This window comes from uncultured Muribaculum sp., from assembly GCF_910583865.1.
GTDB lineage: Bacteria > Bacteroidota > Bacteroidia > Bacteroidales > Muribaculaceae > Muribaculum.
Map to the genome: position 1 here is coordinate 43,652 of NZ_CAJTYX010000014.1, position 23,340 is coordinate 66,991.

A 23,340-nucleotide genomic window follows, 5' to 3' on the forward strand; every position below is an offset into this window, starting at 1 on the left:
CACAATGGATACCATAAAATATACTTCAGCCGACTATAAAAGCGATCAATCGGTTCGCTGGTGCCCCGGATGCGGCGACCATGCCATTCTCAACGTGCTCCACAAGGCTATGGCCGAGATTGGAGTGCCACCACACATGACTGCGGTGATATCAGGCATCGGGTGCAGCTCCCGTCTGCCCTATTATATGAACACCTACGGTTTTCACACCATCCACGGACGTGCGGCAGCCATAGCCACTGGCTTCAAGGTGGCGAATCCGGAGATGACAGTCTGGCAGATTTCCGGTGACGGCGACGGCCTTGCCATCGGTGGAAACCACTTCATACATGCCGTGCGACGAAATGTCGACATCAACCTGTTGCTGCTCAACAATAAAATTTACGGCCTGACAAAGGGGCAGTATTCCCCGACCTCCGACCGTGGGTTCGTCAGCAAGTCATCGCCCTATGGCACTACCGAGGATCCGTTCATACCGGCTGAACTTGTGTTTGGCGCGCGAGGCACTTTCTTCGGGCGTTCCATCGATGTGGAACTCGCCACGTCGCAGGAGGTGATGGTAGCTGCCGGACGCCATCGTGGCACGTCGGTCGTGGAGCTGCTGCAGAACTGCGTGATTTTCAACAACGGCATACACAACCATATCACCGACCGCGAGTATCGTGCCGACCGCACCATCCATTTGCGCCACGGTGAGAAGATGCTTTTCGGCAAGGATATGAATTTCGGTCTTGTGCGTGACGGTTTCTATCTCAAGGCGGTAGAGATCGGGAAGGACGGCTACACTATCGATGATGTGCTCGTGCACGACGCACACACACCGTCCAACTTCCTCCACCAGCAGCTGGCTATGATGGATGGCCACGAACTGCCGTTGGCCATCGGTGTGATACGTGATGTCGAAGCTCCCGTCTACAATGAGGAGATTGATGCGCAGATAGCCGACGTGCGTTCACGCAAGGGTTTCGACTCGCTCCGTTCCATGATACTTGCAGGCGAGCACTGGACCGTGGGTTAAGATGTTGTTAAAAAACTCCTATTGATGTCGTGACGAGACAATAATATATTTCCCGGCAGCCAATGCATGGTTCAAAGGCATTGGTTGCCGGTTTTGTAAACACCGTTAAAATTTAGTTAACGCGTTTCGTTTATTCGCTCAATTGCCTTAACTTTGAATGTTATTAACACTATTCCGGTCAGTCAATGGGTTCGTTGCTCTACATAATGGTCAGAGGGCTTGCCATAGGCGTGCTGATATCGGCTCCGATGGGTCCGATCGGAATGTTGTGCATACAGCGTACCCTCAACAAGGGAAGGTGGCCGGCATTCTTCACCGGCGTAGGAGCGGCATTGAGCGATTTGATATACTGTCTGCTTACAGGACTGTGCATGTCGTTCATCACCGATTTCATAGAGACCAATCAGCTGATTCTACAGATTCTCGGCTCGGTGGTGCTCGGGGTGTTCGCGGTGGTGCTTTTCAGGCAGAATCCCGCACGAGGGCTGTCGACTCCCGCCGATGTGCCCAATACCTATTGGACTGATTTTGGCAGCGGATTTCTGCTTACATTCTCGAATCCTCTGATTCTGTTCTTTATCATAGGTCTTTTTGCCCGTTTCAACTTCCTTCTGCCGGAATTCCGCTATTATCACTATATAGCAGGCTATGCTTCCATATTCGGGGGCGCGCTGCTATGGTGGTATTTCATAACATATTTCGTAAACAAAGTCCGTACACATTTCAATGTGCGTTCCCTCTGGCTCTTCAACCGTATCATAGGTGGCATCCTCATGCTGATGGGCATAGTGGGTATCGTGATGGGTGTGAAAGATTACATATCGATTAACTGATGACACTTCAAGACAATAATACCGACATCCTTGCCGTGCCGTGCATAAGTGAGCTTGACGACCTGTCGGCCGACAATCTCATCACCACGCTCGACGACCGTGGGGTGCGGCGTACCATAGAGTTTGTGACCGACCCAAAGTTCCCTTATCGTCCGCTTACCACCTTCTCGATGGCTCATTCCGACAGGTATATCTATATAGATTTTTTTGTACGGTGCAATTTCCTGCGGGCGGTCAACTACGAGACCAACACAGCCGTCTATGAAGATTCGGCGGTGGCAGCGATGATACAGCCAAACACAAACGATCCGACATTCTATATCTTCACCTTTAACTGTATAGGCACAATGTCGGGATATGTGGTACGTCCCGGTTGTGAGCCGGAACTGATGGATTGCGCCGTTCTCGACCACATACAGCGCACGGCTTCATGCGGCTCGCGTCCTTTCCAGGAACTGGAGGGTCTGTTCACATGGAATATCCTTGTGGCCATCCCTCTTGATATAATGGGTATCTGCGGCAAATCGTGGCCGCTTGAGATAAAAGGCAACTTCTTCAAGTGTGCAACCGGCACATCGCAGCCCCATTTCCTGAGCTGGCTTCCTGTCGACGGGAACTTCCCCTCTGCAATGCAGCCTGAAAAGTTCGGCCGCATCATCCTGGACTGACACAACGTATGTTAACGTATAATATTGGGAATTATGAGAAGAATATACATATTACTATTTCTTGCCTTGTCAGGCATTCTCGGGGCTTCCGCCCAAAAAACCGATTTAGGATCCATCCTCAGCAAACTCTCGTCGGCCGGTGCTGCGAAGGACAGCACGTCGACCGGCACATCCGCGCAGACCTCTGGTCTCGGCGGTGTGCTTGGAAGCCTTCTGTCGAATGTGCTCGGCAACGATAAGATTGCTACTGACGATATGGTGGGGAGCTGGACCTATTCATCGCCGGCTGTCGCATTCAAGAGCGATGACCTCCTGAAGAAAGCCGGAGGTGCGGCTGCTTCAGCCGCAGTAGAGCAGAAGCTCGCCGAGTACTACAAGATAATCGGTTTTACGGGGATGACGCTGACCGTCGGCGATGACAAGAGTTTCACGATGAAGAGTTCGCGCCTGTCGCTCTCCGGCACCATAGAGCAGGGCGCCGAGCCGGGTGAAATCATATTCAGTTTCAAGGCTCTGAAGAAGATTCCTCTTGGCAGCTACACGGCACATGTATCGATAGTGGCAGGACGAATGACCGTAACTTTTGACACCACAAAGCTAATGAGTCTTGTAAACACTGTCGCCAAGTTTGCCGGAAGCAAATCCTTGTCGGCCATGAACTCTATTTTGCAGCAGTTCGACGGTATGGAAGCAGGTTTCGCCATGACAAAGAATAAATGACGATGTACTTTCTTTGTTTTCACCATTTTAACATTTGATTTTTAAAATATTCAAAAAAAGGTTGCACTTTTGTGCAACCTTTTGCATTGTTGCCGCATCTATCAGACGTATGATACATTTAAAAGACGTACATAAGACATATCCAGGAGCCGTGCCTCTGCACGTGCTGAAAGGGATCAATCTCGACATCGACCGTGGCGAGCTTGTGAGCATAATGGGTGCTTCCGGATCGGGCAAGTCGACCCTGCTAAATATTCTCGGTATTCTTGACAACTATGATTCCGGTGAATACATACTCGACGGACGCCTCATACGTGATCTCGGAGAGAATGCGGCTGCCGACCTGCGTAACCATCTTATCGGATTCGTGTTCCAGTCGTTCAATCTGATCAGCTATAAGGATGCGGTGGAGAATGTAGCGTTGCCGCTGTTCTATCAAGGTGTGTCGCGACGTAAGCGTAATGCCATGGCTCTCGAGCAACTCGACCGCATGGGACTTCGGGAGTGGGCCCACCATCTTCCCGGCGAGCTGTCGGGTGGACAGAAGCAACGTGTGGCGATAGCACGCGCCCTTATCACCAATCCGGCCATAATACTCGCCGATGAGCCGACAGGCGCTCTCGACAGCAAGACTTCCGTAGAGGTGATGAAGATATTCCGACAGCTTAACGACGAGGGTATGACTACTGTGATAGTGACACATGATCCGGGGGTGGGAGCACAGACCAACCGCATCATACGTATCTCCGACGGACTTATCCTCCCCGATAATCCGCGATAATCCGACAGACGGCTATGTTCGATCTTCTCAATGAAATATGGCAGACCATGCGCACCAACAAGCTGCGCACGATTCTTACCGGCATCGCCGTGGCATGGGGCATATTCATGCTCATAGTGCTTCTCGGACTTGCCAAGGGTGTGCGCACCGGCTTCGAGTCGTCGCCGATGGGCAACACCCGCAACGTGATACAGCTATGGGCCGGCAATACTTCGATGCCGTTCAACGGACTGAAGGAGGGCCGCTCCATATCTTTGCGCGAGCGTGACATGAAGGCGCTCCGTCATGACATAAAGGAGAATGTCTCGGATGTGTCGGGAATCCTTGAGGGGAGCAATGTAGTGATGCGTAGCGACAGCACGCACATTTCATCGACATACTCGGGAGTGTTCCCGGTGATGCGTGATGAAGAGCAGCTGAAGATGACCCACGGTCGTTTCATCTCCGACCGCGACGTATCACAATGCGAGAAGGTAGTGGTGCTTGAGGAGCGCAATGCCACAACGCTTTATGGCTCTCCCGACCGTGCTGTGGGAAGGTTGCTTGACATCAATGGTATCGCTTTCAAGGTGATAGGCGTGTACAAACACAATTGGTTCAATTCGGTGTTCATCCCTTATAGCGTGGCCAAGGCTATAAGCGGCTTTTCTGACACACTCGGCACGATACGCGTGAAAGTGGAAGGTATGTCGACTATGGATGAGGCCCAGGAGATAGAAAAGGAGATACGCAGGTCGGTAGGGCGCACGGAATCGTTCCATCCCGATGACAGCAGTGCCATATGGATCTGGAACCGTTTCGCCAATTACCTGAGCAACCAGACCGCCATGAGCGTGCTCAACTGGGTGATGTGGGCAATAGGACTGCTTACCTTGATTACCGGCATAGTGGGTGTGAGCAACATAATGTTTGTCAGTGTGCGCGAGCGCACGCATGAGATAGGCATCCGCAGGGCCATAGGCGCGCGTCCGCGCTACATACTCATACAGATAATCCTCGAAGGTGTGGTGATAACCACTCTGTTCGGATACATAGGTATAGTGCTCGGTACGGTGGCCGGAGAACTCATGGCTCATGCTTTCGCCGACACCATGTTTGTCAAGGATCCGCGTGTCGATGTCGGATTGGCAGTGCAGGTGACCGCTCTCCTTGTCGTGGCCGGGGCTTTGGCCGGGTTGTTCCCTGCCATGCGTGCCTTGAAGATACGTCCCGTGGAAGCCCTGCGCACAGAATGATACTATTCCGACCAATCAATCAAGTCAATGAAAAATCCTGTTTTCGACATAGACAACTGGCGTGAGATTACGGCCACGCTGTCGCGCAACAAGACGCGCACCTTTCTCACGGCCTTCGGCATATTCTGGGGCACGGCTATGCTCGCAATGCTGATCGGAGGCGCACAGGGTGTGCGTGGACTGATGATGCGCAACTTTGCCGGCTTCGCCACCAACTCGGCGTTTGTGTTCTCAAACAACACCACCCGCGCCTACAAGGGCTATCAGAAAGGCCGTGGATGGAATCTTACGCAGGGCGACGTCGATGCCATACGCAAGGCCGTTCCGGAAATCGAGTCGATATCCGGCGTCACGCAGAATGCCGGTGCGGTGTCCTACGGCGCCAAGTCTTATGCCAACGGGCGTGTGCAAGGGTTCACTCCCGACTATTACGGAATCATGTCGCCTCTTTTGCTTGAAGGACGCCTGCTGAATGAGAGCGACGAACAGATGAAGCGCAAGAATTGCCTCATAGGGTCGCGCGTGGCTTCGGAACTTTTCGGCACGGAATCGCCGGTAGGTAAATTCGTGCAGGTAAACAACATATACTACCGTGTGGTGGGTATGGTGAAGCAGCGCAACGACAATATCAATATCGGAGGGAGCATGGAGGAGGCCGTGATTATACCTTTGGCCGTGATGCGTCATAACTATAATCTCGGCGACAGGGTGTATTTCATCGCGTTTAACGTGAAACCGGGACATACACCGGCTGAATTACGCGACCGTATACGGAGAGTAATCCGTACCCGACACTCCATATCCCCTTACGACGATGACGCTGTGCCATTCTGGGACATTTCGGAGGAATTCGAGCAGGTCGACGGCCTTTTCAAGGGGATGGATCTCCTTGCTCTGTTCGTGGGGTTCGGATCGCTTCTGGCCGGTATAATCGGAGTGGGCAACATCATGTGGATAATCGTCAAGGAACGTACACAGGAGATAGGCATCCGCAGAGCCATAGGTGCGCGTCCACGTGACATCATAACGCAGATTCTATCCGAGGCGGTAGTGCTCACCACCGTGGCCGGTATCGGAGGGATATGTTTCGCCGTGCTTGTGCTGACGGTAGCCGGAAAGCTCACGGCGGGTGCTGACGGGACTGATGTAGGATTCCAGCTGGCATTCTCTTCCGCTGTGGCAATCCTTGTCGTGTTCCTTGTGCTCGGCACTGCCGCAGGAATAATCCCCGCGCTAAAGGCCATGCGCATAAAGCCGATCGAGGCGTTGAACGACAATTGATTTTTCAAGTAAGCAACTGTAAAAAAATATCACATTTAATAACCTACTGCAATGAGGAAAGCCTCACGTATCATTCTTTGGACAATAATCGGCCTACTGTTTGTTGGCACGTTCGTCTACCTTTTCTTGAATTCCCGCGAGAAGCCTGTCAGCTATGAACTGGTGTCACCTTCGACAGGCAACATAAGCCGTACTACCGTGCTCACCGGCAAGATCGAGCCACGCGACGAGATTGAGATCAAGCCGCAGATATCGGGCATCATAGCCGAAATCAATGTGGAAGCCGGCGATATGGTGCACGCCGGCGACGTGATAGCGCGCATAAAGGTCATCCCGGAGGAGTCGCAGCTCTCGTCGGCCCAGTCGAGAGTGTCGACGGCCAAAATCTCCCTCGACCAGGCCCGGATGGAGTATGAGCGTACGCGTAGCCTCTACGAGCGCAAGTTCGTGGCACGCGAGGAGTATGAGAAGTCGGAGACAGAGTATAAGAAGGCCACACAGGAACTTGAATCGGCGGAGGACGCGCTGCGTATCGTGCGTGAGGGTGTCAGCTCCTACAACGCCAAGGAATCCAATACCCTCGTGCGTGCCACTATCGACGGTCAGGTGCTGGAGGTACCTGTCAAAGTCGGTACTTCGGTGATTCAGGCCAATACGATGAACGACGGCACTACGGTGGCCAAGATAGCCGATATGCGCAACCTGATATTCAAAGGAAAAGCAGATGAGACCGAGGTCGGACTGATCAAGGTAGGAATGGCGACGGCGATAGCCATAGGCGCCCTTCCGGAGGTGTCGCCTACCGCTGTGATCGAATATATAGCCCCGAAGTCGACCGAGGATAACGGCTCAAATACCTTCGAGATAAAAGCCGCCCTTGAGATGCCCGATTCCGTTAATCTTCGTGCTGGCTACAGCGCCAATGCCACCATTACGCTTGCGCGTGCCGACTCGGTGATGACTGTGCCCGAATCCGTGATAGAGTGGGGCGGCGATTCGGCATTCGTCTATCGTCTTACCGACACCGTGCCGGAGTACAAGTTTGAACGTATCCCTGTGGGCACAGGCCTTTCCGATGGAATCAACATCCAGATCAAGGATGGCGTTACAGCCACCGACCGTCTGCGAGGCAATGAAATTTCAGATAAATAAACCTGCGAGTCATGAAGAACCTTGCATTATTCACCATCTTTCTCTTCGTGGGTGTCAATGCCGATGCCGCTGTGTGGAGTCTTGATTCATGTATAAACCATGCCGTGGAGCATTCGTTGCAGGTGCGTCAGCGCATAATCGACGTGCGTCAAGGCAATGTCGAGGTGTCCTCCGCCAAGTCGGGCTATCTGCCGTCACTGAACGCGCAGGTATCGCAGGGGTGGAATATCGGTCGAGGCCTGACTTCTGAAAATACCTATGCCGACCGTAATACCTCCAACACGCAGTGGGGTGTGAATCTTTCCGTGCCTTTGTTTGACGGACTCAGCACTCCGCGGCAGGTGGCCTATGCGAAGGCGTCTCTTGCTGCGTCGCTCCAGCAGCTTGAGGCTGTCAAGGACGATGTGACTCTAAACGTCATCGCAGCCTACCTCCAGGTGCTGTACCAGAAGGAGCTTCATCAGGAAGCACTGCATCAGGAAGAGCTGTCGGCCTACGAGCTTACGCGCCGTCAGGCGCTTCTGGACGCAGGAAAGATTCCGGAGGTGGACATGCTTGAGGCGCAGTCGCAGTTGGCGCAGGACCGGCTGTCGGTGGCCACGACCGAGAATGACACCCGTATGGCGCTCGTGGACCTTGCGCAGCTCCTTTATATAAACGATGACATAGAGGATTTCGACATCGAGCCTGTCGAGGAGGCTCTTCCTACAGAGCCGATGGCTCCTCTTGCCGAGCTTTACACCCGTGCGGTGGGCCGCAGCCATAACGTAAGTGCCGCCCGGGCCAATATCACCGCCGCACAGCGCGGCATCGATGCGGCACGTACGGGGTATATACCGCGCTTGTCGTTCAACGCCGGTATCGGTTCGAGCTACTATACGGTGAGTGGTTTTCCCAACGAACCGTTCGGACGCCAGATGAGGAACAATTATTCGACTTCCATGGGCTTTTCTCTGTCAATCCCGATATTCGACGGCTTGCAGACGCGCAATCAGGTAAACCGGGCGAAGGTGCAGAAAGTCAATGCGGAGCTGATGCTCGACCAGGCCGAGCAGGAGCTTATGCGCCAGGTACAGCAGGCATATTATCAGGCCGACGGTGCGCGCCGTCGTCTTGCTGCAGGAGAGATTGCGCGCAATGCGGCCGACAAGGCTTTTGAGGCGATGCAGGAGAAATATAGTGTGGGCCGCGCGACTCCCACCGACTATGAGCAAGCCAAATCCAAGGCGCTCACAGCTACAACACAGGCCATACAGGCGCGCTACGAGTTGATATTGCGCACACGTGTCCTCGATTTCCTCACTGATCCCTCCATTCGTTGAATCTATATCCACAGTCAAGGAATCACATAGGGAAAACGTGAAGAGCACAGAATCCGCGATGATGAAAATCCCATCAGGACTCTGTGCTCTTTGTATGTTTCTTGCCCGTATTACCTGATTGAAGTACCGTCGATGTCATTGAGGCGAGCGGAGAATGCGGGGATGTTGTCGGCCGGCATTGATACTGTCATGGCGCATGAGTTGTCAAATTCCTGGCCTGTTATTTTTACGGCACTATCCTTTACAAGGCGCATGACGTCGTTCATCGACAGGTAGGGGAATGTGAACGACAGTTCGGCCATCTCGCTACGTTCGACTATGTATCCGGCTTCAATCGCCTCTCGCGCCGCTTCACGGTAAGCGGAAATAAGTCCGGAGGTGCCGAGTTTGATGCCTCCGAAGTAGCGCACCACCACAATCACCACATCGGTAAGATTGAATGAGTTGATCTGTCCGAGTATTGGCTTTCCGGCTGTGCCCGACGGCTCGCCGTTGTCGGTGCTCTGGTAGTCGAGCCTTTTCGCCCCGAGCATGTAGGCCCAACATACATGGCGCGCGTCGTGATACCTGCGGGAATATTCCGCAATTATTCCTTTGGCTTCGTCGACAGTCGCCGCCGGATGGGCAAAGGCGAGAAACCTGCTCATTTTTTCGGTATATTTCGCCTCGGAAGGTGCGGCGAGTGTCAGATAGTCCATCGGTGTTGCCTTGGTCTTGGTGATGTTTTTTGAAAATATTTTTCAGGCGAGCAATGTAGCGATCTGATATACGATGAACGCCGCAATCCATGCCACCAGAGTGTTGTAGGTCACGGAGAATGCTCCGTAGCGCCATGACCCTGTCTCCCGCACTATGGCTACGACCGTTGCCATGCATGGGAAATAAAGCAGCACGAACACCATAAGGCTCAATGCGTTTGCAGGGTTGAAATCCGGTTTGCCTGTGGCAGGATTGGGTGTCGTGAGGCGCGTGGAGAGTGCGGAGTCGTCGATATCCTCGTCGCCGGTGTAAAGTACCCCGAGTGTCGACACGACTATCTCCTTTGCCGGTGCGCCCGCTATGGCGGCCACGGTAGAGCGCCAATGGAATCCGAGCGGTTCCATGACGGGATTTATGGCCTTTCCGATCATCTGAAGATAGGAATCACGTTCTGGATTTATCCTGGAATCTTCCTCGGGTGTGAGCCGTGATGACGTCACGCTTGAATCCTCGTCGTGCAGAGGGAAATAGTTGAGTGCCCACACGATTATACTTGCCACAAGGATTATTCCACCCATTTTTTTTAGGTACTGTTCGCCCTTGCCCCACATGTGGCGCAACGACGACTTGAATGTCGGCAGGCGATAGGGCGGGAGTTCCATCACGAAAGGAGTCTCGTCCTTCTTGAACCAGAATCGTCGCAGCATGCGCGCCGTGATCACGGCAACCAGTATGCCGAGCAGGTAGAGCGACAGGAACACGACGGCTGCGTGGCGCGAGAAGAAAGTGCCCACGAGCAGCACGTAGACCGGCAGACGGGCCGAGCATGACATGAACGGGTTTATCAGCACTGTGATTATGCGGCTCGAACGGCTTTCTATGGCGCGGGATGCCATTATGGCCGGCACGTTGCAGCCGAATCCCATCACAAGAGGTATGAACGATTTGCCATGAAGTCCGATCTTGTGCATGAGACGATCCATGATGAATGCCGCGCGAGCCATATAGCCCGAATCCTCCATGAATGAGATGAAGAAATACAATATGAGGATATTCGGCAGGAACACTATCACGCCTCCAACGCCTCCGATTATGCCGTCGGCCACAAGGTCCTTGAGCGGTCCTTCCGGCACGTAGGTCTCCACGAGGCGGGCTATCCATGCCACCGCGCTCTCGATCCATTCCATCGGGTAGGAGCCGATCTCGAACGTACACCAGAATATGAACAGCATTATGGCGAGGAATATCGGAAAACCGAAGAGCCTGTTGGTGACGAATGCATCGATTATGTGTGTGGTCTTGGCTTTCTCCTTGGTCGAGTCGACGAACGTCTCGGCGAGCGCACCGTGGATAAAACCGTACTTCTCGCTTGCGATGATTGCCGACACGTCGTCGCCGGTGCGTTTCTCGATGAGTGAGTCGCAATTGTCACGCAACTGCAGGAGTCTCTTGTGGTCGGGCGATTCCTTTACGATGGATTCTACCTCGGGATCGTGCTCAAGGAGTTTTATGGCAAGATAACGAGGCGAGAAGTGCACGCCTATCGCGGGGTCAGCCTTTATGGCATCCTTCACCGTGGTAACGCTCGGTTCTATCTCCGGGCCAAGATTCACGTGGACGTGACGCACCGCCTGCTCCCTTCCTTCATACACCCTTATGATAGTGTCGAAGAGAGCATTCAGGCCTTCGCCGGTACGTGATATCGTAGGAACGACAGGGACACCTATCATCTCGCCGAGTGTCTTGTAGTCGAGTGTGGCTCCGGAGCGTTCCAGCTCGTCATACATGTTCAGGGCTATCACCATCGATCTGTCCATGTCGATAAGCTCCGTGGTAAGGTACAGATTGCGTTCGAGATTCGAGGCTACCACCACATTGACCACCACGTCGGGCATCTCGTCGCGGAGATAGCGGCGCACATAAAGCTCCTCTGGGGAATAGCATGCGAGGGAATATGTGCCCGGGAGGTCTACGATGTTGAAGCGGTAGCCACCATAGGTGAAATGTCCGTATTTGGCATCGACTGTGACTCCACTGTAATTTCCGACATGCTCCTTTGAGCCAGAGGCGACATTGAAAAGAGAGGTTTTTCCGCAGTTTGGGTTGCCTACGAGAGCTATGTTGATGGTGCGTTGGGTGCGGCGTGCATGTTCGCGCGGATCGATGATTTCGGCCTCGGCGTCATCTTGTGCAGAGGCTGCCGGGACATCGGCATGAATGGGTGAATCGTTCGCATTGCCATGGTCGTTGATTCTGACCACTTCCACAAGATTGGCTTCGCTGCGCCGTAGCGACAGCTCGTAGCCCATTATGCTGTATTTTATGGGGTCGTTGAGCGGGGCGTTGAGTAGCGATTTTATCTCCTGCCCCTTGACAAAGCCCATTTCCATGACGCGCTTGCGGAATGCGCCATGGCCTAATATCTTTACTATCACGCCGGTCTCTCCGGTCTTTAATTCAGATAGTCTCATATCTCTCGTTTTTCAGGCACCGGACTCCTCTCGGACTCCCTGCTGGATGAAATTTACTGCAAATTTCCGAAATTCATTTTAATTCTCATTCCCGATGTGTGATATTATTTAGAGAGGGTTTAAATAATAACATTATTTAACTATGCGTTTATCATAAAAAATGTGTCGTCGCAACCTTGCGGCTACAGCGACACATTTCCATAGTGCCAATAGATATTTTCAAGCCGATTTATTGGCGGTGACGCATCACTTTATCAGCAGTTTTGTGACTGTATCGCCGCTTCTGACGATGTAGATTCCTGCGGGCACGACAGCACATTCACCGGCTGCCACGCAGGTTACCAAACGGCCGGACAAATCGTAGATACTTAGCGACTTATTGGCGTATATGGTGTTGCTCTCGATATGATAGGCCTTTTGGGTTGATTCCACGTTCTCCTCGATGCCGGAAGTTGTCGCTTTCAGGGCTGAGCCTTCAAATGTGAGCGAGATATCCGAATACATGAAGTATGCAGCAATCAGATAGCGTCCCGGCTCTGGTATGGCCTTGCCGCTCATGCCGTAATAACGGTTGGTGTAGGATGTATCCCAGAAGCTTGATGCATAAAACTTATAGGTCGATGTAGTGTAATTGTTATCTTCTCTTTCCTGATAGAAATAGAAAGATACGGAGCTTTTGGAATATATCGACAGGTCTCCTTCCTTCAGGTCGATGGAATACCATCGTGCGCTTGTGAATCCTTTTGGATTGGCCTCCATGGAGTATTCAAACGGAACCGATGACGATGTGATAGGGATGGCCACGGCCGGAGTCTCGCCCGGATCCAGGTCGGTAATCTCCAATGTGACGGTTTTGCCGACCTGTTCGCTCACGGAGGATACCTGAATGAGGTATTTCTTGCCTTCGTCGACATTGTACGTGGCCTGATTGAAGGTCTCGGCGGTAAGATCCGCCGCAAGCGATGCGAGTACATTGCCGCTCTCGTCGGAATACAGTTTCACGGAGTTCTCGCGTGTCGGCGAACTTACCACATCATATTTGAAGTCGGTCGAGATATGCAGTTTACCGTTGCGTTCCGGTTTATAGCTCCACCAATAGACTCCCGGCGTTTCCGGTATGCTTATCGAAGAGCCTTCGGCCTTGAAAGGATTGTCGCGCGATTCGCCCTGCGCATAGTCGGGAGTAGAGAAATCGAAAGATGTAGCCGCCTTGACTTTGGTGAAACGCAGCAGATAGCTGTGGCCGGTCTCGGCCTCGAACCGATATGCGTCACCATGGCGCAGTATAGTCACATTCTGCTCTGAAGTGCTCAGTTCGCTCTTTATGCGTTTGACCGTAGGAGCATTGATTGACATGTCGGCGGGAGTGACTATTACCCATGAACTCTTCGTAGCCTTATATAGATAATACTTGGCATCTCCGTCAGGCAGGTTGTTGTTGCCGATGTTTACATCGAACGGATTGCTTGCACCGTCGCCTTGCTGTAGATTCAGCAGACTTACGTTCAATGTGTTGCGTTTGTCATTCTCAACGGTAGTCACCTGGATGATATATTCCTTGGAGGCCTCGACCTCGCAATATATATCCGGTTCGCCGATATAGAGCGGTGTAGAAGAACTTTCGGGCTTGAAAAGACGTAAGTCGGATTTATCGCCGGTAAATGGATTCCCTGGGGCGGCTTTCAGGATATACGCACCTTCCGAAGGCGTTTTTATTCGGTAATAGTATGTGCCGGGATAGGGTGGCAATTTGACTTCCGCGCCGGATGCGATTTCCGCTCCGTTGTAGAAACTGTCGTAGGGCTGTGCGGTCTCGAAACGGACATTGAATTTCTGCGGTGAGGGGGTATCGCTCTTTTTGTCGACAACGATAAAATAGTGGCCACCTTTCGTGGCGGTCTGGCGGATATCAAACGAGCCGTCGGACACTGTCATCAGGCCTGATTCCACCTGCTTCCCCCATGATACAGTGCCGTCGAAGTCTGTTATATCGCTGCTGACCACTCCGTAGCCGCTTTCTGTGCCTGTTACCTCGTAATAATACTTGCCGCCCTTCGCGGGTATCTCGGCTTCAGTACCGGTCAGCACGAAAGGGTAATCCTCCGATTCTCCATATACCGGATGGGTCAGTTCGGAGGTGAGCATCTTGGCAGAGGTAGATGATATGCGCACTATGTATTCCTTCCCTTTATATACAGGAATGAATGTGCGGTAATTGTCGCCGGAGCGTTTGCACGTGATACCGGAGAACTCGCCGTTGACACCCTCGGCGTAATATGCCTCGTGGACATACCCTGAAAATGTCATTTCAAGGGCGCCGTCATCGGAAGCGGAATATTTCAGATATACGGGAACCTCCTTGTAGCTCTCCTCGCGGAACGGCACGAACATCGGCGCTCCGTCGGCAGTTATTTCTATGGCTTCGACGGCGGTTATGCCGAGATTATAGGGGTGGCTTCTGGCCGATGCCGATAATGATATGGGCGAGCTGTAGGTGGTGACATTGAGGTAGACGGTAGCGTCTTTAGCGACGATGAACAGATAATCGCCGCTATACTTTACCGATGGGAGTTGGCGGCTTCCATATGCCTGGCCGTCCGATGTCACTTTTATGGAGGTCTGGGAAGTGTTCGGGGTGACACTCACGAGTTGGTCGTCCGGAGCCGTGTATTTGTAGACCGGCGTAGAGTATGAACCGGTGAATTCGTAGGTGTTGTCTCCTCCTATTTCAAGTATTATGGGATTCTGTACTGTCCCGGGTTTGTGCGTTGTGTCCTGGGCATGTAATGTGGATGACGCAGCAAGCATCAAGGAGTAAATGAGTAAATGTTTCTTCATGTTTGGCTACATTTTGATTGGATTATCGAATTACGCAGTCCATTTTGATTGGTTGCATCGGCAAATTTAAGCATTTTTGCAATACAATGCAACGCAATTTATGAGATTATGCCTGAAAAATACGAAAATCAATCGAAATCAGCCGGCAACTTGTAATGTATGCGCTATTTCAACCGGTGGTAGTATACAAGGGAGTCGACAGGGAATGTGCCGGGATGGAAGATGGTGATGAGGTCGCGCAGGATAAGGTCGGGATGCATCACGCCGGATTCGTAGTAGTCGTTGCCTCCGGCCGGGTTGCTCCGGCGGTTGTTGTTGTAGACGTAGCCATTTCGGAAACAACGTGTGTCGGTGAACTTCGGGCATGCCGACCTGATTTCGTCGAGCGAGCGGGCCGCTCCAGTGTTTATCCACATGTCAGCCTCCGATGTGAGCATGTAGGCTTTCTCGATGTCGACGGGCCGGGATGAGTTGCCGGTGTTATCCTTGTAGATATAGTCGCCGCCTGCATCCTCAATCAGGCGGATGGCATAGCTTCGGGTGGATGGCATGAACCATGAATCGCCGTAAGGGATGTTGACCATCACTGAAGGTGCGTCGAGGGCTGTCGCGGCAATGGAGTCCTTCAATGTATTGTATCGCACGGGTATCTCGTCGAACACCTTCTCGCCGTATTTGCGATGTCCGGCGATTTCCGATATGGCGACTACCCATTCCGCCTTTCCGAGCGGTGACTCTTCGAGATAGTCGCCTATATATATATATGGTATGTCGAGTTCGTCGAGTTTGCCTTCCATAGGGTTCGGTCCGTTGACGCCATAGAGCATTACCAGGTCAGGGGATAGGCCTATAAGCTCCTCGTAGTCTACAGCTCCCTCGAATCCTATGTCCGCGATGCTGTCACGACGATTTCTTACTGTGGGGCTGCATATATAGTCGAGGCCCGAAATACCGTATATCCTTTTGCCGTCACCGATTGCATCGAGCATGGCAATCTGGGTGGATGACATGGTGACGATGCGTCGTGCGTCGCCGTTGATGATTTTGCCGTCGAATCCTTCAGGAGCTTTTTCGTCGCCTCGTTCGATAAACAGTCGTCGTACAATGCCATCGGCACCCTGCCATGGATTGACCGACTCGATTATCACACTCTGATGTGACGAATCTCCGAGTATGCGGAATCCGGCAGCATAGGAGGGTTTGTATATTTCGGCAGTAAATAGTGTGTTTCTGTTCTTGTCCGTATTTACGCACGAGGCCATCCCCATAATCATGACGGCCTGTAAAGCGATAAGTTTGATGATATTCCTCATGATGAAGCTATGTTTATTTCAATGATGGAAATGTATGCAAAATTGACCAAAATTTTTGAAATCCACGATATTGTATGGGAAAACTTTTGACCAGGCATGTGGCCGTCCGTTTATCAACCAGCACTCTGTGCACTCTTTGCGTAATATTTATCCATATATGCTACACCATGTCGGCACGCTTCGGAGTGGCGGTATAGGGCAAAAAAATGTCCGTTTCCCCTTTCTACAAGGTGAAATCGGACTTAAGCCAAAAGGCATGATTTTGTGATTCTAAAGATAGTTTGTCTTATAGCGATGTTTTTTCAGCCGTATGAGGCTGGAATCCATCGACCGGTGGACGCGCTTCACAGCATGGTCATCGCGGTCTGAGTTGCCTTTTTCTAAGTCCGAAAACGTGTTGAACAACAAGAAAAACGACAACATGAGTCTCTATTCGAGGACAAAGTTAGCAAAAAATGATGATAAAGAATGGATTTGTGTGAACTTTTTCTAAAATTTTGTGTTAAATATCATCTTTGTGCGGTTTATAATTAGGTTGACGACATGGTTATGTTGCGGCAAAATCGTGCTTCCGGAATTCAATAGGTGGATAAAGTCACAGTATTTTGTTACCTTTGCAATTGGAAAAAAGTAAAACAACAGGATATGAAAATATTAGTGACCGGTGCCAATGGTCAGTTGGGACGCGAATTGCGCACGGTGCTTGACCGGGACTTTCCCGGACAGACATTATATACTGATATAGAAGATTTAGATCTTACCGACGAGGGTGCTGTAAAACGCTTTGTCGAGGTCAACGATATAAGCCATATTGTCAATTGTGCTGCCTATACAGCAGTTGACCGCGCGGAAGAGGATAAGGCTCTGTGTTACAAAATCAATGTTGAGGCTGTGCGCAATCTTGCCAATGCTGCTTTTGAGACCGGCGCCAAGGTGATACACGTATCGACCGATTATGTTTTCGACGGACGTGCCTATCGCCCATATAACGAGGCTGACAAGGTAAACCCGGTGTCGCAGTACGGCACTACCAAGCGTCAGGGAGAGACGGCCTTGATAGCTCTTGCTCCAGACAGTATCATTATCCGCACGGCATGGCTCTACTCGCCTCACGGCAAGAATTTCGTAAAGACCATGCTGCGTCTGGCGGCCACACAGAATGAGATACGTGTCGTATCCGACCAGATAGGGTCGCCAACTTATGCCGGAGATCTTGCCGAGGCTATCGGAAAGGTGCTCCAGTCGCATCAGTGGGTGCCGGGCATATATCATTTCACTGATTCCGGAGTGGCTTCGTGGTACGACTTCACGCATGCTATCCTACGTCTGTCCGGCGTAGACTCGTCGGTAGTGAGGCCCATCCCGACCGAGGATTATCCGACAGCCGCCACACGCCCATTCTTCAGCGTGCTGAATACGTCGAAGATAAAGGCCACCTACAATGTGGAGACTCCATATTGGGTGGACTCGCTTGCAAAATGTATCGAACGTTTAAAGAAAAATGACTGATGGCTTCGCTTAACGATGAGATAAACCGTAGGCGCACGTTCGCCATCATATCCCACCCTGACGCGGGAAAGACTACCCTCACCGAGAAACTGCTCCTTTTCGGAGGTGCCATACACGTGGCGGGCGCGGTGAAGAGCAACAAGATAAAAAAGACCGCCACGTCCGACTGGATGGAAATCGAGAAGCAGAGAGGCATATCGGTGGCCACATCGGTGATGGGATTCAACTACTGTGACTACAAGATAAATATCCTTGACACCCCGGGACACCAGGATTTCGCCGAGGACACTTATCGCACGCTCACCGCTGTCGACTCGGTGATTATTGTAGTCGATGTGGCGAAGGGTGTCGAGCAGCAGACCAGGAAACTTATGGAGGTGTGCCGCATGCGCAACACCCCTGTGATAATATTCGTCAACAAGCTTGACCGGGAGGGGCGAGACCCGTTTGATATTCTCGACGAGCTTGAGTCGGAACTGAAGATTTCGGTGCGTCCGCTTTCGTGGCCCATCAACATCGGTGCGAAGTTCAAGGGAGTGTATAACATATATGAGCATTCACTCGACATCTTCACGCCGAGCAAGACCCAGGTAACGGAGCGTGTGGAGATTGACAGTGTGGATGATTCCCGCATCGATGAGGCTGTAGGGGAGAAGGATGCCGCCAAGCTGCGTGACGATCTGGAGCTTATCGAAGGTGTTTATTCCGAGTTCTCATCCGCCGATTATCTCGAAGGCAAGGTGGCGCCTGTGTTCTTCGGCTCTGCCCTCAATACGTTCGGCGTAAAGGAGCTTCTCGACTGCTTCGTCAAGATAGCACCTTCGCCACGTCCTGTAAAGGCGCTTGAACGCATTGTCGAACCGCAGGAAGAGCCGTTCAGCGGTTTCGTATTCAAGATTCATGCCAACATGGATCCCAACCACCGCTCGTGCATAGCCTTTGTCAAGGTGTGTTCCGGACGTTTCGAGCGCAATGCCCCGTACCGTCATGTGCGGTCCGGCAAGGTGATGAGGTTTGCAGCTCCCACAGCCTTTATGGCCCAGAAGAAGAGCGTTGTGGATGAGGCATATCCCGGAGATATCGTGGGCATACCTGATACCGGTAACTTCAAAATCGGCGATACTATCACCCAGGGTGAGGAGCTGCATTATCGAGGTCTGCCGAGTTTTTCTCCCGAGATGTTCAAGTATATCGAAAACACCGATCCCATGAAGTCAAAGCAGCTTGAGAAGGGATTGCAGCAACTTATGGATGAAGGTGTGGCGCAGCTTTTTGTCAACAGTTTCAACGGACGCAAGATCGTGGGTACAGTGGGACAACTCCAGTTTGAGGTAATTCAGTACCGACTTCTCCACGAATATGGGGCTACGGTGCGCTGGGAACCGCTGTCGATGTTCAAGGCATGCTGGGTAGAGAGCGACGATCCGCAGGCTCTCGAAGCATTCAAGAAGCGCAAACACCAGTTCATGGCCCTGGACCGTGAAGGGCGCGACGTGTTCATGGCCGACAGCAACTATGTGCTGCAGATGGCCCAGAACGACTTTCCGGCCATACGTTTCCATTTTTCAAGTGAGTATTGATGTAATAATCTATTTAACAATAAGATATATTTATGCTAAAGACTATCCTCGCCATTTCTGGCAAGCCCGGGCTTTACAAGCTCGTGAGCAACGGACGCAATATGCTCATCGTAGAGTCGCTTTCCACAGGCAAGCGCACTCCGGCATATTCGCATGACAAGATCGTGTCGCTTGGTGACATCGCCATCTATACCACCGAGGAGGATGTGCCTCTGTCGCGTGTGTTCGAAACAATAAAGGAGAAGAATGATGGCAAACCTGTCGATATGACCACTTTTGCCGATGACCATTCTTTGCGTGCGTATTTCAAGGAGATACTTCCTGATTTCGATGACGAACGAGTCTACACCAACGACATCCGCAAGGTGTTCAACTGGTACAATATCCTTGTCGGTGCAGGAATGACCGAATTTGCCGAGGCTGAAGAAGGAGAGAAGGGAGAGGACGTAGTAGAAGAGTAACAGGAGGGCTTTATCATACTCCGGAAATATGACAGGGAATTCTTGGCGCGTCGTGTGTCGACAGCCTTGGATTCCTTGTCTTGCCTATTGCCTTTGCGATTGTTTGGATACTCACGCTCGGCAAAATCAAATAAAATTTGTTTTTGCTCTCGACTTATTGCTATCTTTGCAGCATGAATTCTAACCGGACCCTTATATGGCGCGAATTAATTTAACAGGCATGGGAGTGGCTCTCGTCACTCCGTTTAAGCACGACAAATCCATTGATTATGCTGCTTTGGCCCGCTTGCTTGAATATCAGATAAAAAACGGTGTGGATTATCTCGTTGTGCTCGGCACTACGGCAGAGACTGCAACTCTGACAAGCGAGGAGAAATCCAGACTGCGTGAGTTTATCGCTGAACGTGTGGCCGGTCGTGTGCCGCTGGTAATCGGTATCGGCGGAAACAATACCATGGCCTTGATCGATGAACTCCATACGGTTGACCTTACTCCGTTCAGTGCTGTCCTGTCGGTTGTGCCGTATTACAACAAGCCGTCGCAGGAAGGCATTTATCAGCACTATAAAGCTATCGCGGAGGCATCTCCAATACCGGTAATATTATATAATGTTCCCGGGCGCACGGGGGTCAATATGACAGCCGACACTACTTTGCGTCTGGCTCGTGAGTTCGACAACATCATAGGCATAAAGGAGGCGTCGGGCAATATCAACCAGATGGACGACATCATCAAGAACAAGCCTACGGACTTCATGGTGATTTCAGGCGACGACGGTATAACTTTCCCATTGATCACACTTGGTGCGGTTGGTGTCATATCCGTGATAGGTAACGCATTCCCGCGAGAATTCTCGCGTATGGTGCGTCTGGCTCTTGAAGGCGATTATCAGCGTGCCCTCACCATACATCATCGCTTTACCGAACTGTTCAGCCTGCTTTTTGTCGACGGCAATCCCGCAGGCGTGAAATGCCTTCTTCATGCCATGGGCTTCATAGAGAATGAGCTAAGGCTTCCATTGGTGCCTACCCGCATTACCACGTATGAGCGTATACGCCAGGTGCTCGATTCTTTAGGATAGAGTTGCCTCTGAACTTTTATCGGTTGCACTTGTTTTAAATTTAAAGAACTTAAAATCTACCGTTATGTCTGAATTTAACGATATTATCAAGGATAAGAAACCGACACTTGTTGATTTCTATGCCACGTGGTGTGGACCGTGCAAGATGATGCATCCCATATTGGAACAGCTCAAGGAGAAGGTAGGGGATAGCGTGACAATCGTAAAGATTGATGTCGACAAGAATCAGGAACTTGCGCAGTCCTATCATGTGAGGTCGGTGCCTACACTTATAATCTTCGGCGACGGCGAGATGAAGTGGCGTGCTGCCGGAGTGCATACGGCCGACGATCTTGAGGCCAAGCTTAAAGAATATATGTAAATCCGTTTTATGTATCATATAACGACGGGGTATGCCGATAAAGATCGGCTATCCCGTCGTTTTGTATTGCAGACATGTGTGATACTCATTGGAAATTGATTAAATTTGAAGTATGGAATTGCGACGACAACAATTGACACGGTATGTTACGCCCTTGCGTGAGGGCGGTTCGCTTCCTGCGCTTGCAGAGGCTGACGATGGATTTGAATATGTGGTCAAGTTTCGCGGTGCCGGACATGGGAGTAAGGCTCTTATTGCAGAGTTGGTTGGTGGAGAGGTGGCTCGTGCACTCGGATTCAATGTGCCCGAACTGGTGTTTCTGGACCTTGACGAGGACTTCGGCCGCACGGAAGGAGATGAGGAAGTGCAGGATTTGCTCAAGGCAAGCCGCGGACTGAACCTCGGGCTTCACTTCCTGTCAGGTGCGTTCACGATAGATCCTTATGTCAACGAAATAGACGAATACACGGCATCGTGTATCGTATGGCTCGATGCGTTCCTTACCAACGTCGACAGGACTGTGCGCAACACCAACATGCTGCGTTGGCATCGGGAGCTGTGGCTCATTGATCACGGTGCGTCGCTCTATTTCCATCATGCATGGACCGATGTCGAGAAGGCAGCGCTCTCACCTTTCTCTTATATACGTGATCATGCGCTGTTGCCAAGGGCGTCGCGTATATACGAAGCCGACAAGAATCTGCGTCAGAAGATCACTCCGCGTACCCTCCAGAAAATTGTAAGGCTTATACCGGACGAATGGCTTGTATGGGACGGATCCGACAAGTCGCCGGCGGAATTGCGCGAAGCTTATGCCGAATTTCTTATCAAGCGTCTGGCTAATAGTGCGATATTTGTAAAAGAAGCTATCGATGCACGACAAAGACTTATATGAATACGCGGTGATACGCTATGTGCCCGATGTCGAGAGGGAGGAGTTTGTAAATGTCGGGCTGCTGATGATGTGTAAGCGTCGGCGATGGATACGTGTGCGCGTAGATGTCGACTATGGGCGTGTCGCACGGTTGCATGACGTGCATGATTGCGAGGAGATAGAGGCACAGCTCGGTACATTTTCGGCAACTGCGGCGGGCGTTACGAGTGCCGGTCCGATGGGGGAGCTGCCTGTGGAGGAGCGATTTCGTTGGCTCACTGCGGTGAAGAGCGCGTCGCTTCAGACCTCACGTCCGCATCCAGGATTTTCTGAAAATCTCGACGAGACCTTTGACCGGTTGTTCGACCGTCTCGTGAGGTAGCCTCGGTTCGCTGTTAAATATACTCTGTTGATGTCGATATCGGACATGACAAATTCCTTAGGGGTGTTTAAACTCTTTTAATAATGGTTTGTTTTAGTTTTATAAATTAAATTCTCTAATGCAATCTATTATGAAAAAGCTGTATTACATTTTATGCGCTCTGCCGATGTTGCTTCTGGCAGCTTGTGGCGATGATGATAAGGTACCCGAGTTTGATGTCGAGGTTACGTTCGCGCCTGAAGTAAATGTCGTGGATAATGTGATCACCGTGCCTCAAGGTGAATCATTTACCATAGAGTCGGTGCGTCCCGTCAATAGCACAGCAAAGGAAATCACTTTTGGCACCGTTACCTATCAGATTGATTATGGGCTGGGATTCCCGACAATGGTAAAGCCTTATACAGCCACATTCAGTACGGATGGCCTGCGTGTCGGTCGTCATATGCTTCGCATATTTATCGGTGTATGGGCTGTGGATTATAGTCCGGCTAATGCCATAGTTTCGTACTATCTCGATGTCACGGAGCCTCTCCCCGATGAAGGCGGTGATACCCCGGGCGGTGGCGAAGAGGGTGATCCGGATCAGGATGCTCCTACAGTGCTTGTGGTTCATCCGAGTGTAAAGCCTGCATGAAAAAATCAGTTAAGAATACTATATAGAAATTTATTGGCGGTGTGTCGGTAAATCCGACGCATCGCTTCTTTGTACACGGCAGACGCATCTTAAATAACCTTAACGGCTGTTGACCAATAAAAACCGG

The 23,340-nt window shown here is 51.4% G+C and carries 21 protein-coding genes; 17 read left to right on the forward strand and 4 right to left on the reverse strand.

Annotated features, from left to right (window positions below):
• Positions 1–4 precede the first annotated feature (4 nt).
• The 9 genes from QZ303_RS04715 to QZ303_RS04755 all read left to right on the forward strand — a co-directional run bounded on the left by QZ303_RS04715 (position 5) and on the right by QZ303_RS04755 (position 9,010).
• Complete coding sequence (locus tag QZ303_RS04715; protein WP_295729831.1) at positions 5–1,018, forward strand: 2-oxoacid:ferredoxin oxidoreductase subunit beta; 1,014 nt, start codon at positions 5–7, stop codon at positions 1,016–1,018.
• A 185-nt stretch (positions 1,019–1,203) separates the two neighbouring features.
• Complete coding sequence (locus QZ303_RS04720; RefSeq protein ID WP_295729833.1) at positions 1,204–1,851, forward strand: LysE family transporter; 648 nt, start codon at positions 1,204–1,206, stop codon at positions 1,849–1,851.
• Positions 1,851–2,519, forward strand: coding sequence for a carbohydrate-binding family 9-like protein (locus QZ303_RS04725; RefSeq protein ID WP_295729835.1), 669 nt, complete (start codon positions 1,851–1,853; stop codon positions 2,517–2,519). The genes QZ303_RS04720 and QZ303_RS04725 overlap by 1 nt, the downstream gene beginning before the upstream one ends.
• 33 nt (positions 2,520–2,552) lie before the next feature.
• Positions 2,553–3,239 (forward strand): DUF4923 family protein, encoded by a 687-nt coding sequence (locus QZ303_RS04730; RefSeq protein WP_295729838.1) that lies wholly within the window; start codon positions 2,553–2,555, stop codon positions 3,237–3,239.
• Positions 3,240–3,348: 109 nt separating this feature from the next.
• A complete protein-coding gene (locus QZ303_RS04735; protein ID WP_295729841.1) occupies positions 3,349–4,020 on the forward strand; it encodes an ABC transporter ATP-binding protein in 672 nt (223 codons plus the stop codon).
• A gap of 14 nt (positions 4,021–4,034) precedes the next feature.
• Positions 4,035–5,255: an ABC transporter permease gene (locus QZ303_RS04740; protein WP_295729844.1), complete on the forward strand. Its 1,221-nt coding sequence runs from the start codon at positions 4,035–4,037 to the stop codon at positions 5,253–5,255.
• Between the two features lie 27 nt (positions 5,256–5,282).
• Positions 5,283–6,536 (forward strand): ABC transporter permease, encoded by a 1,254-nt coding sequence (locus QZ303_RS04745; RefSeq protein WP_295729846.1) that lies wholly within the window; start codon positions 5,283–5,285, stop codon positions 6,534–6,536.
• A gap of 51 nt (positions 6,537–6,587) precedes the next feature.
• Positions 6,588–7,688 carry an efflux RND transporter periplasmic adaptor subunit gene (locus tag QZ303_RS04750; protein WP_295729848.1) on the forward strand — a complete coding sequence of 367 codons (1,101 nt, stop codon included), beginning with the start codon at positions 6,588–6,590 and terminating at the stop codon, positions 7,686–7,688.
• An 11-nt stretch (positions 7,689–7,699) separates the two neighbouring features.
• Positions 7,700–9,010, forward strand: coding sequence for a TolC family protein (locus QZ303_RS04755; RefSeq protein WP_295729852.1), 1,311 nt, complete (start codon positions 7,700–7,702; stop codon positions 9,008–9,010).
• A 110-nt stretch (positions 9,011–9,120) separates the two neighbouring features.
• Here the strand turns inward: QZ303_RS04755 and QZ303_RS04760 are convergent, their stop codons facing one another.
• The 4 genes from QZ303_RS04760 to QZ303_RS04775 all read right to left on the reverse strand — a co-directional run bounded on the left by QZ303_RS04760 (position 9,121) and on the right by QZ303_RS04775 (position 16,286).
• A complete protein-coding gene (locus QZ303_RS04760; protein ID WP_295729854.1) occupies positions 9,121–9,708 on the reverse strand; it encodes a YigZ family protein in 588 nt (195 codons plus the stop codon).
• 42 nt (positions 9,709–9,750) lie between these two features.
• On the reverse strand, positions 9,751–12,180 hold the full coding sequence (gene feoB, locus QZ303_RS04765; protein ID WP_295729856.1) for a ferrous iron transport protein B: 2,430 nt from the start codon (positions 12,178–12,180) through the stop codon (positions 9,751–9,753).
• Positions 12,181–12,426: 246 nt separating this feature from the next.
• Positions 12,427–15,018, reverse strand: a complete 2,592-nt coding sequence (locus QZ303_RS04770; protein ID WP_295729859.1) for a hypothetical protein — start codon at positions 15,016–15,018, stop codon at positions 12,427–12,429.
• A gap of 164 nt (positions 15,019–15,182) precedes the next feature.
• Positions 15,183–16,286: an ABC transporter substrate-binding protein gene (locus QZ303_RS04775; RefSeq protein ID WP_295729892.1), complete on the reverse strand. Its 1,104-nt coding sequence runs from the start codon at positions 16,284–16,286 to the stop codon at positions 15,183–15,185.
• A gap of 690 nt (positions 16,287–16,976) precedes the next feature.
• Between QZ303_RS04775 and rfbD the strand changes: the two genes are divergently transcribed.
• From rfbD to QZ303_RS04815, 8 genes are all read left to right on the forward strand, one after another.
• The gene (rfbD, locus tag QZ303_RS04780; RefSeq protein WP_295729862.1) at positions 16,977–17,840 is read left to right on the forward strand and encodes a dTDP-4-dehydrorhamnose reductase; all 864 of its coding nucleotides are present in this window, start codon (positions 16,977–16,979) and stop codon (positions 17,838–17,840) included.
• Entirely contained in the window at positions 17,840–19,420 is a 1,581-nt protein-coding gene (locus QZ303_RS04785; protein ID WP_295729865.1) for a peptide chain release factor 3, read from the forward strand. The genes rfbD and QZ303_RS04785 overlap by 1 nt, the downstream gene beginning before the upstream one ends.
• Positions 19,421–19,452: 32 nt before the next feature.
• The gene (locus QZ303_RS04790) at positions 19,453–19,881 is read left to right on the forward strand and encodes a DUF5606 domain-containing protein (RefSeq protein WP_295729869.1); all 429 of its coding nucleotides are present in this window, start codon (positions 19,453–19,455) and stop codon (positions 19,879–19,881) included.
• Between the two features lie 196 nt (positions 19,882–20,077).
• On the forward strand, positions 20,078–20,962 hold the full coding sequence (dapA, locus tag QZ303_RS04795) for a 4-hydroxy-tetrahydrodipicolinate synthase (protein ID WP_295729872.1): 885 nt from the start codon (positions 20,078–20,080) through the stop codon (positions 20,960–20,962).
• A gap of 64 nt (positions 20,963–21,026) precedes the next feature.
• Entirely contained in the window at positions 21,027–21,323 is a 297-nt protein-coding gene (trxA, locus tag QZ303_RS04800) for a thioredoxin (RefSeq protein WP_295729875.1), read from the forward strand.
• A 112-nt stretch (positions 21,324–21,435) separates the two neighbouring features.
• Complete coding sequence (locus tag QZ303_RS04805) at positions 21,436–22,218, forward strand: HipA family kinase (RefSeq protein WP_295729878.1); 783 nt, start codon at positions 21,436–21,438, stop codon at positions 22,216–22,218.
• On the forward strand, positions 22,196–22,579 hold the full coding sequence (locus QZ303_RS04810; protein WP_295729881.1) for a DUF3037 domain-containing protein: 384 nt from the start codon (positions 22,196–22,198) through the stop codon (positions 22,577–22,579). The genes QZ303_RS04805 and QZ303_RS04810 overlap by 23 nt, the downstream gene beginning before the upstream one ends.
• A gap of 130 nt (positions 22,580–22,709) precedes the next feature.
• Complete coding sequence (locus QZ303_RS04815; protein ID WP_295729884.1) at positions 22,710–23,213, forward strand: hypothetical protein; 504 nt, start codon at positions 22,710–22,712, stop codon at positions 23,211–23,213.
• Positions 23,214–23,340 lie beyond the last annotated feature (127 nt).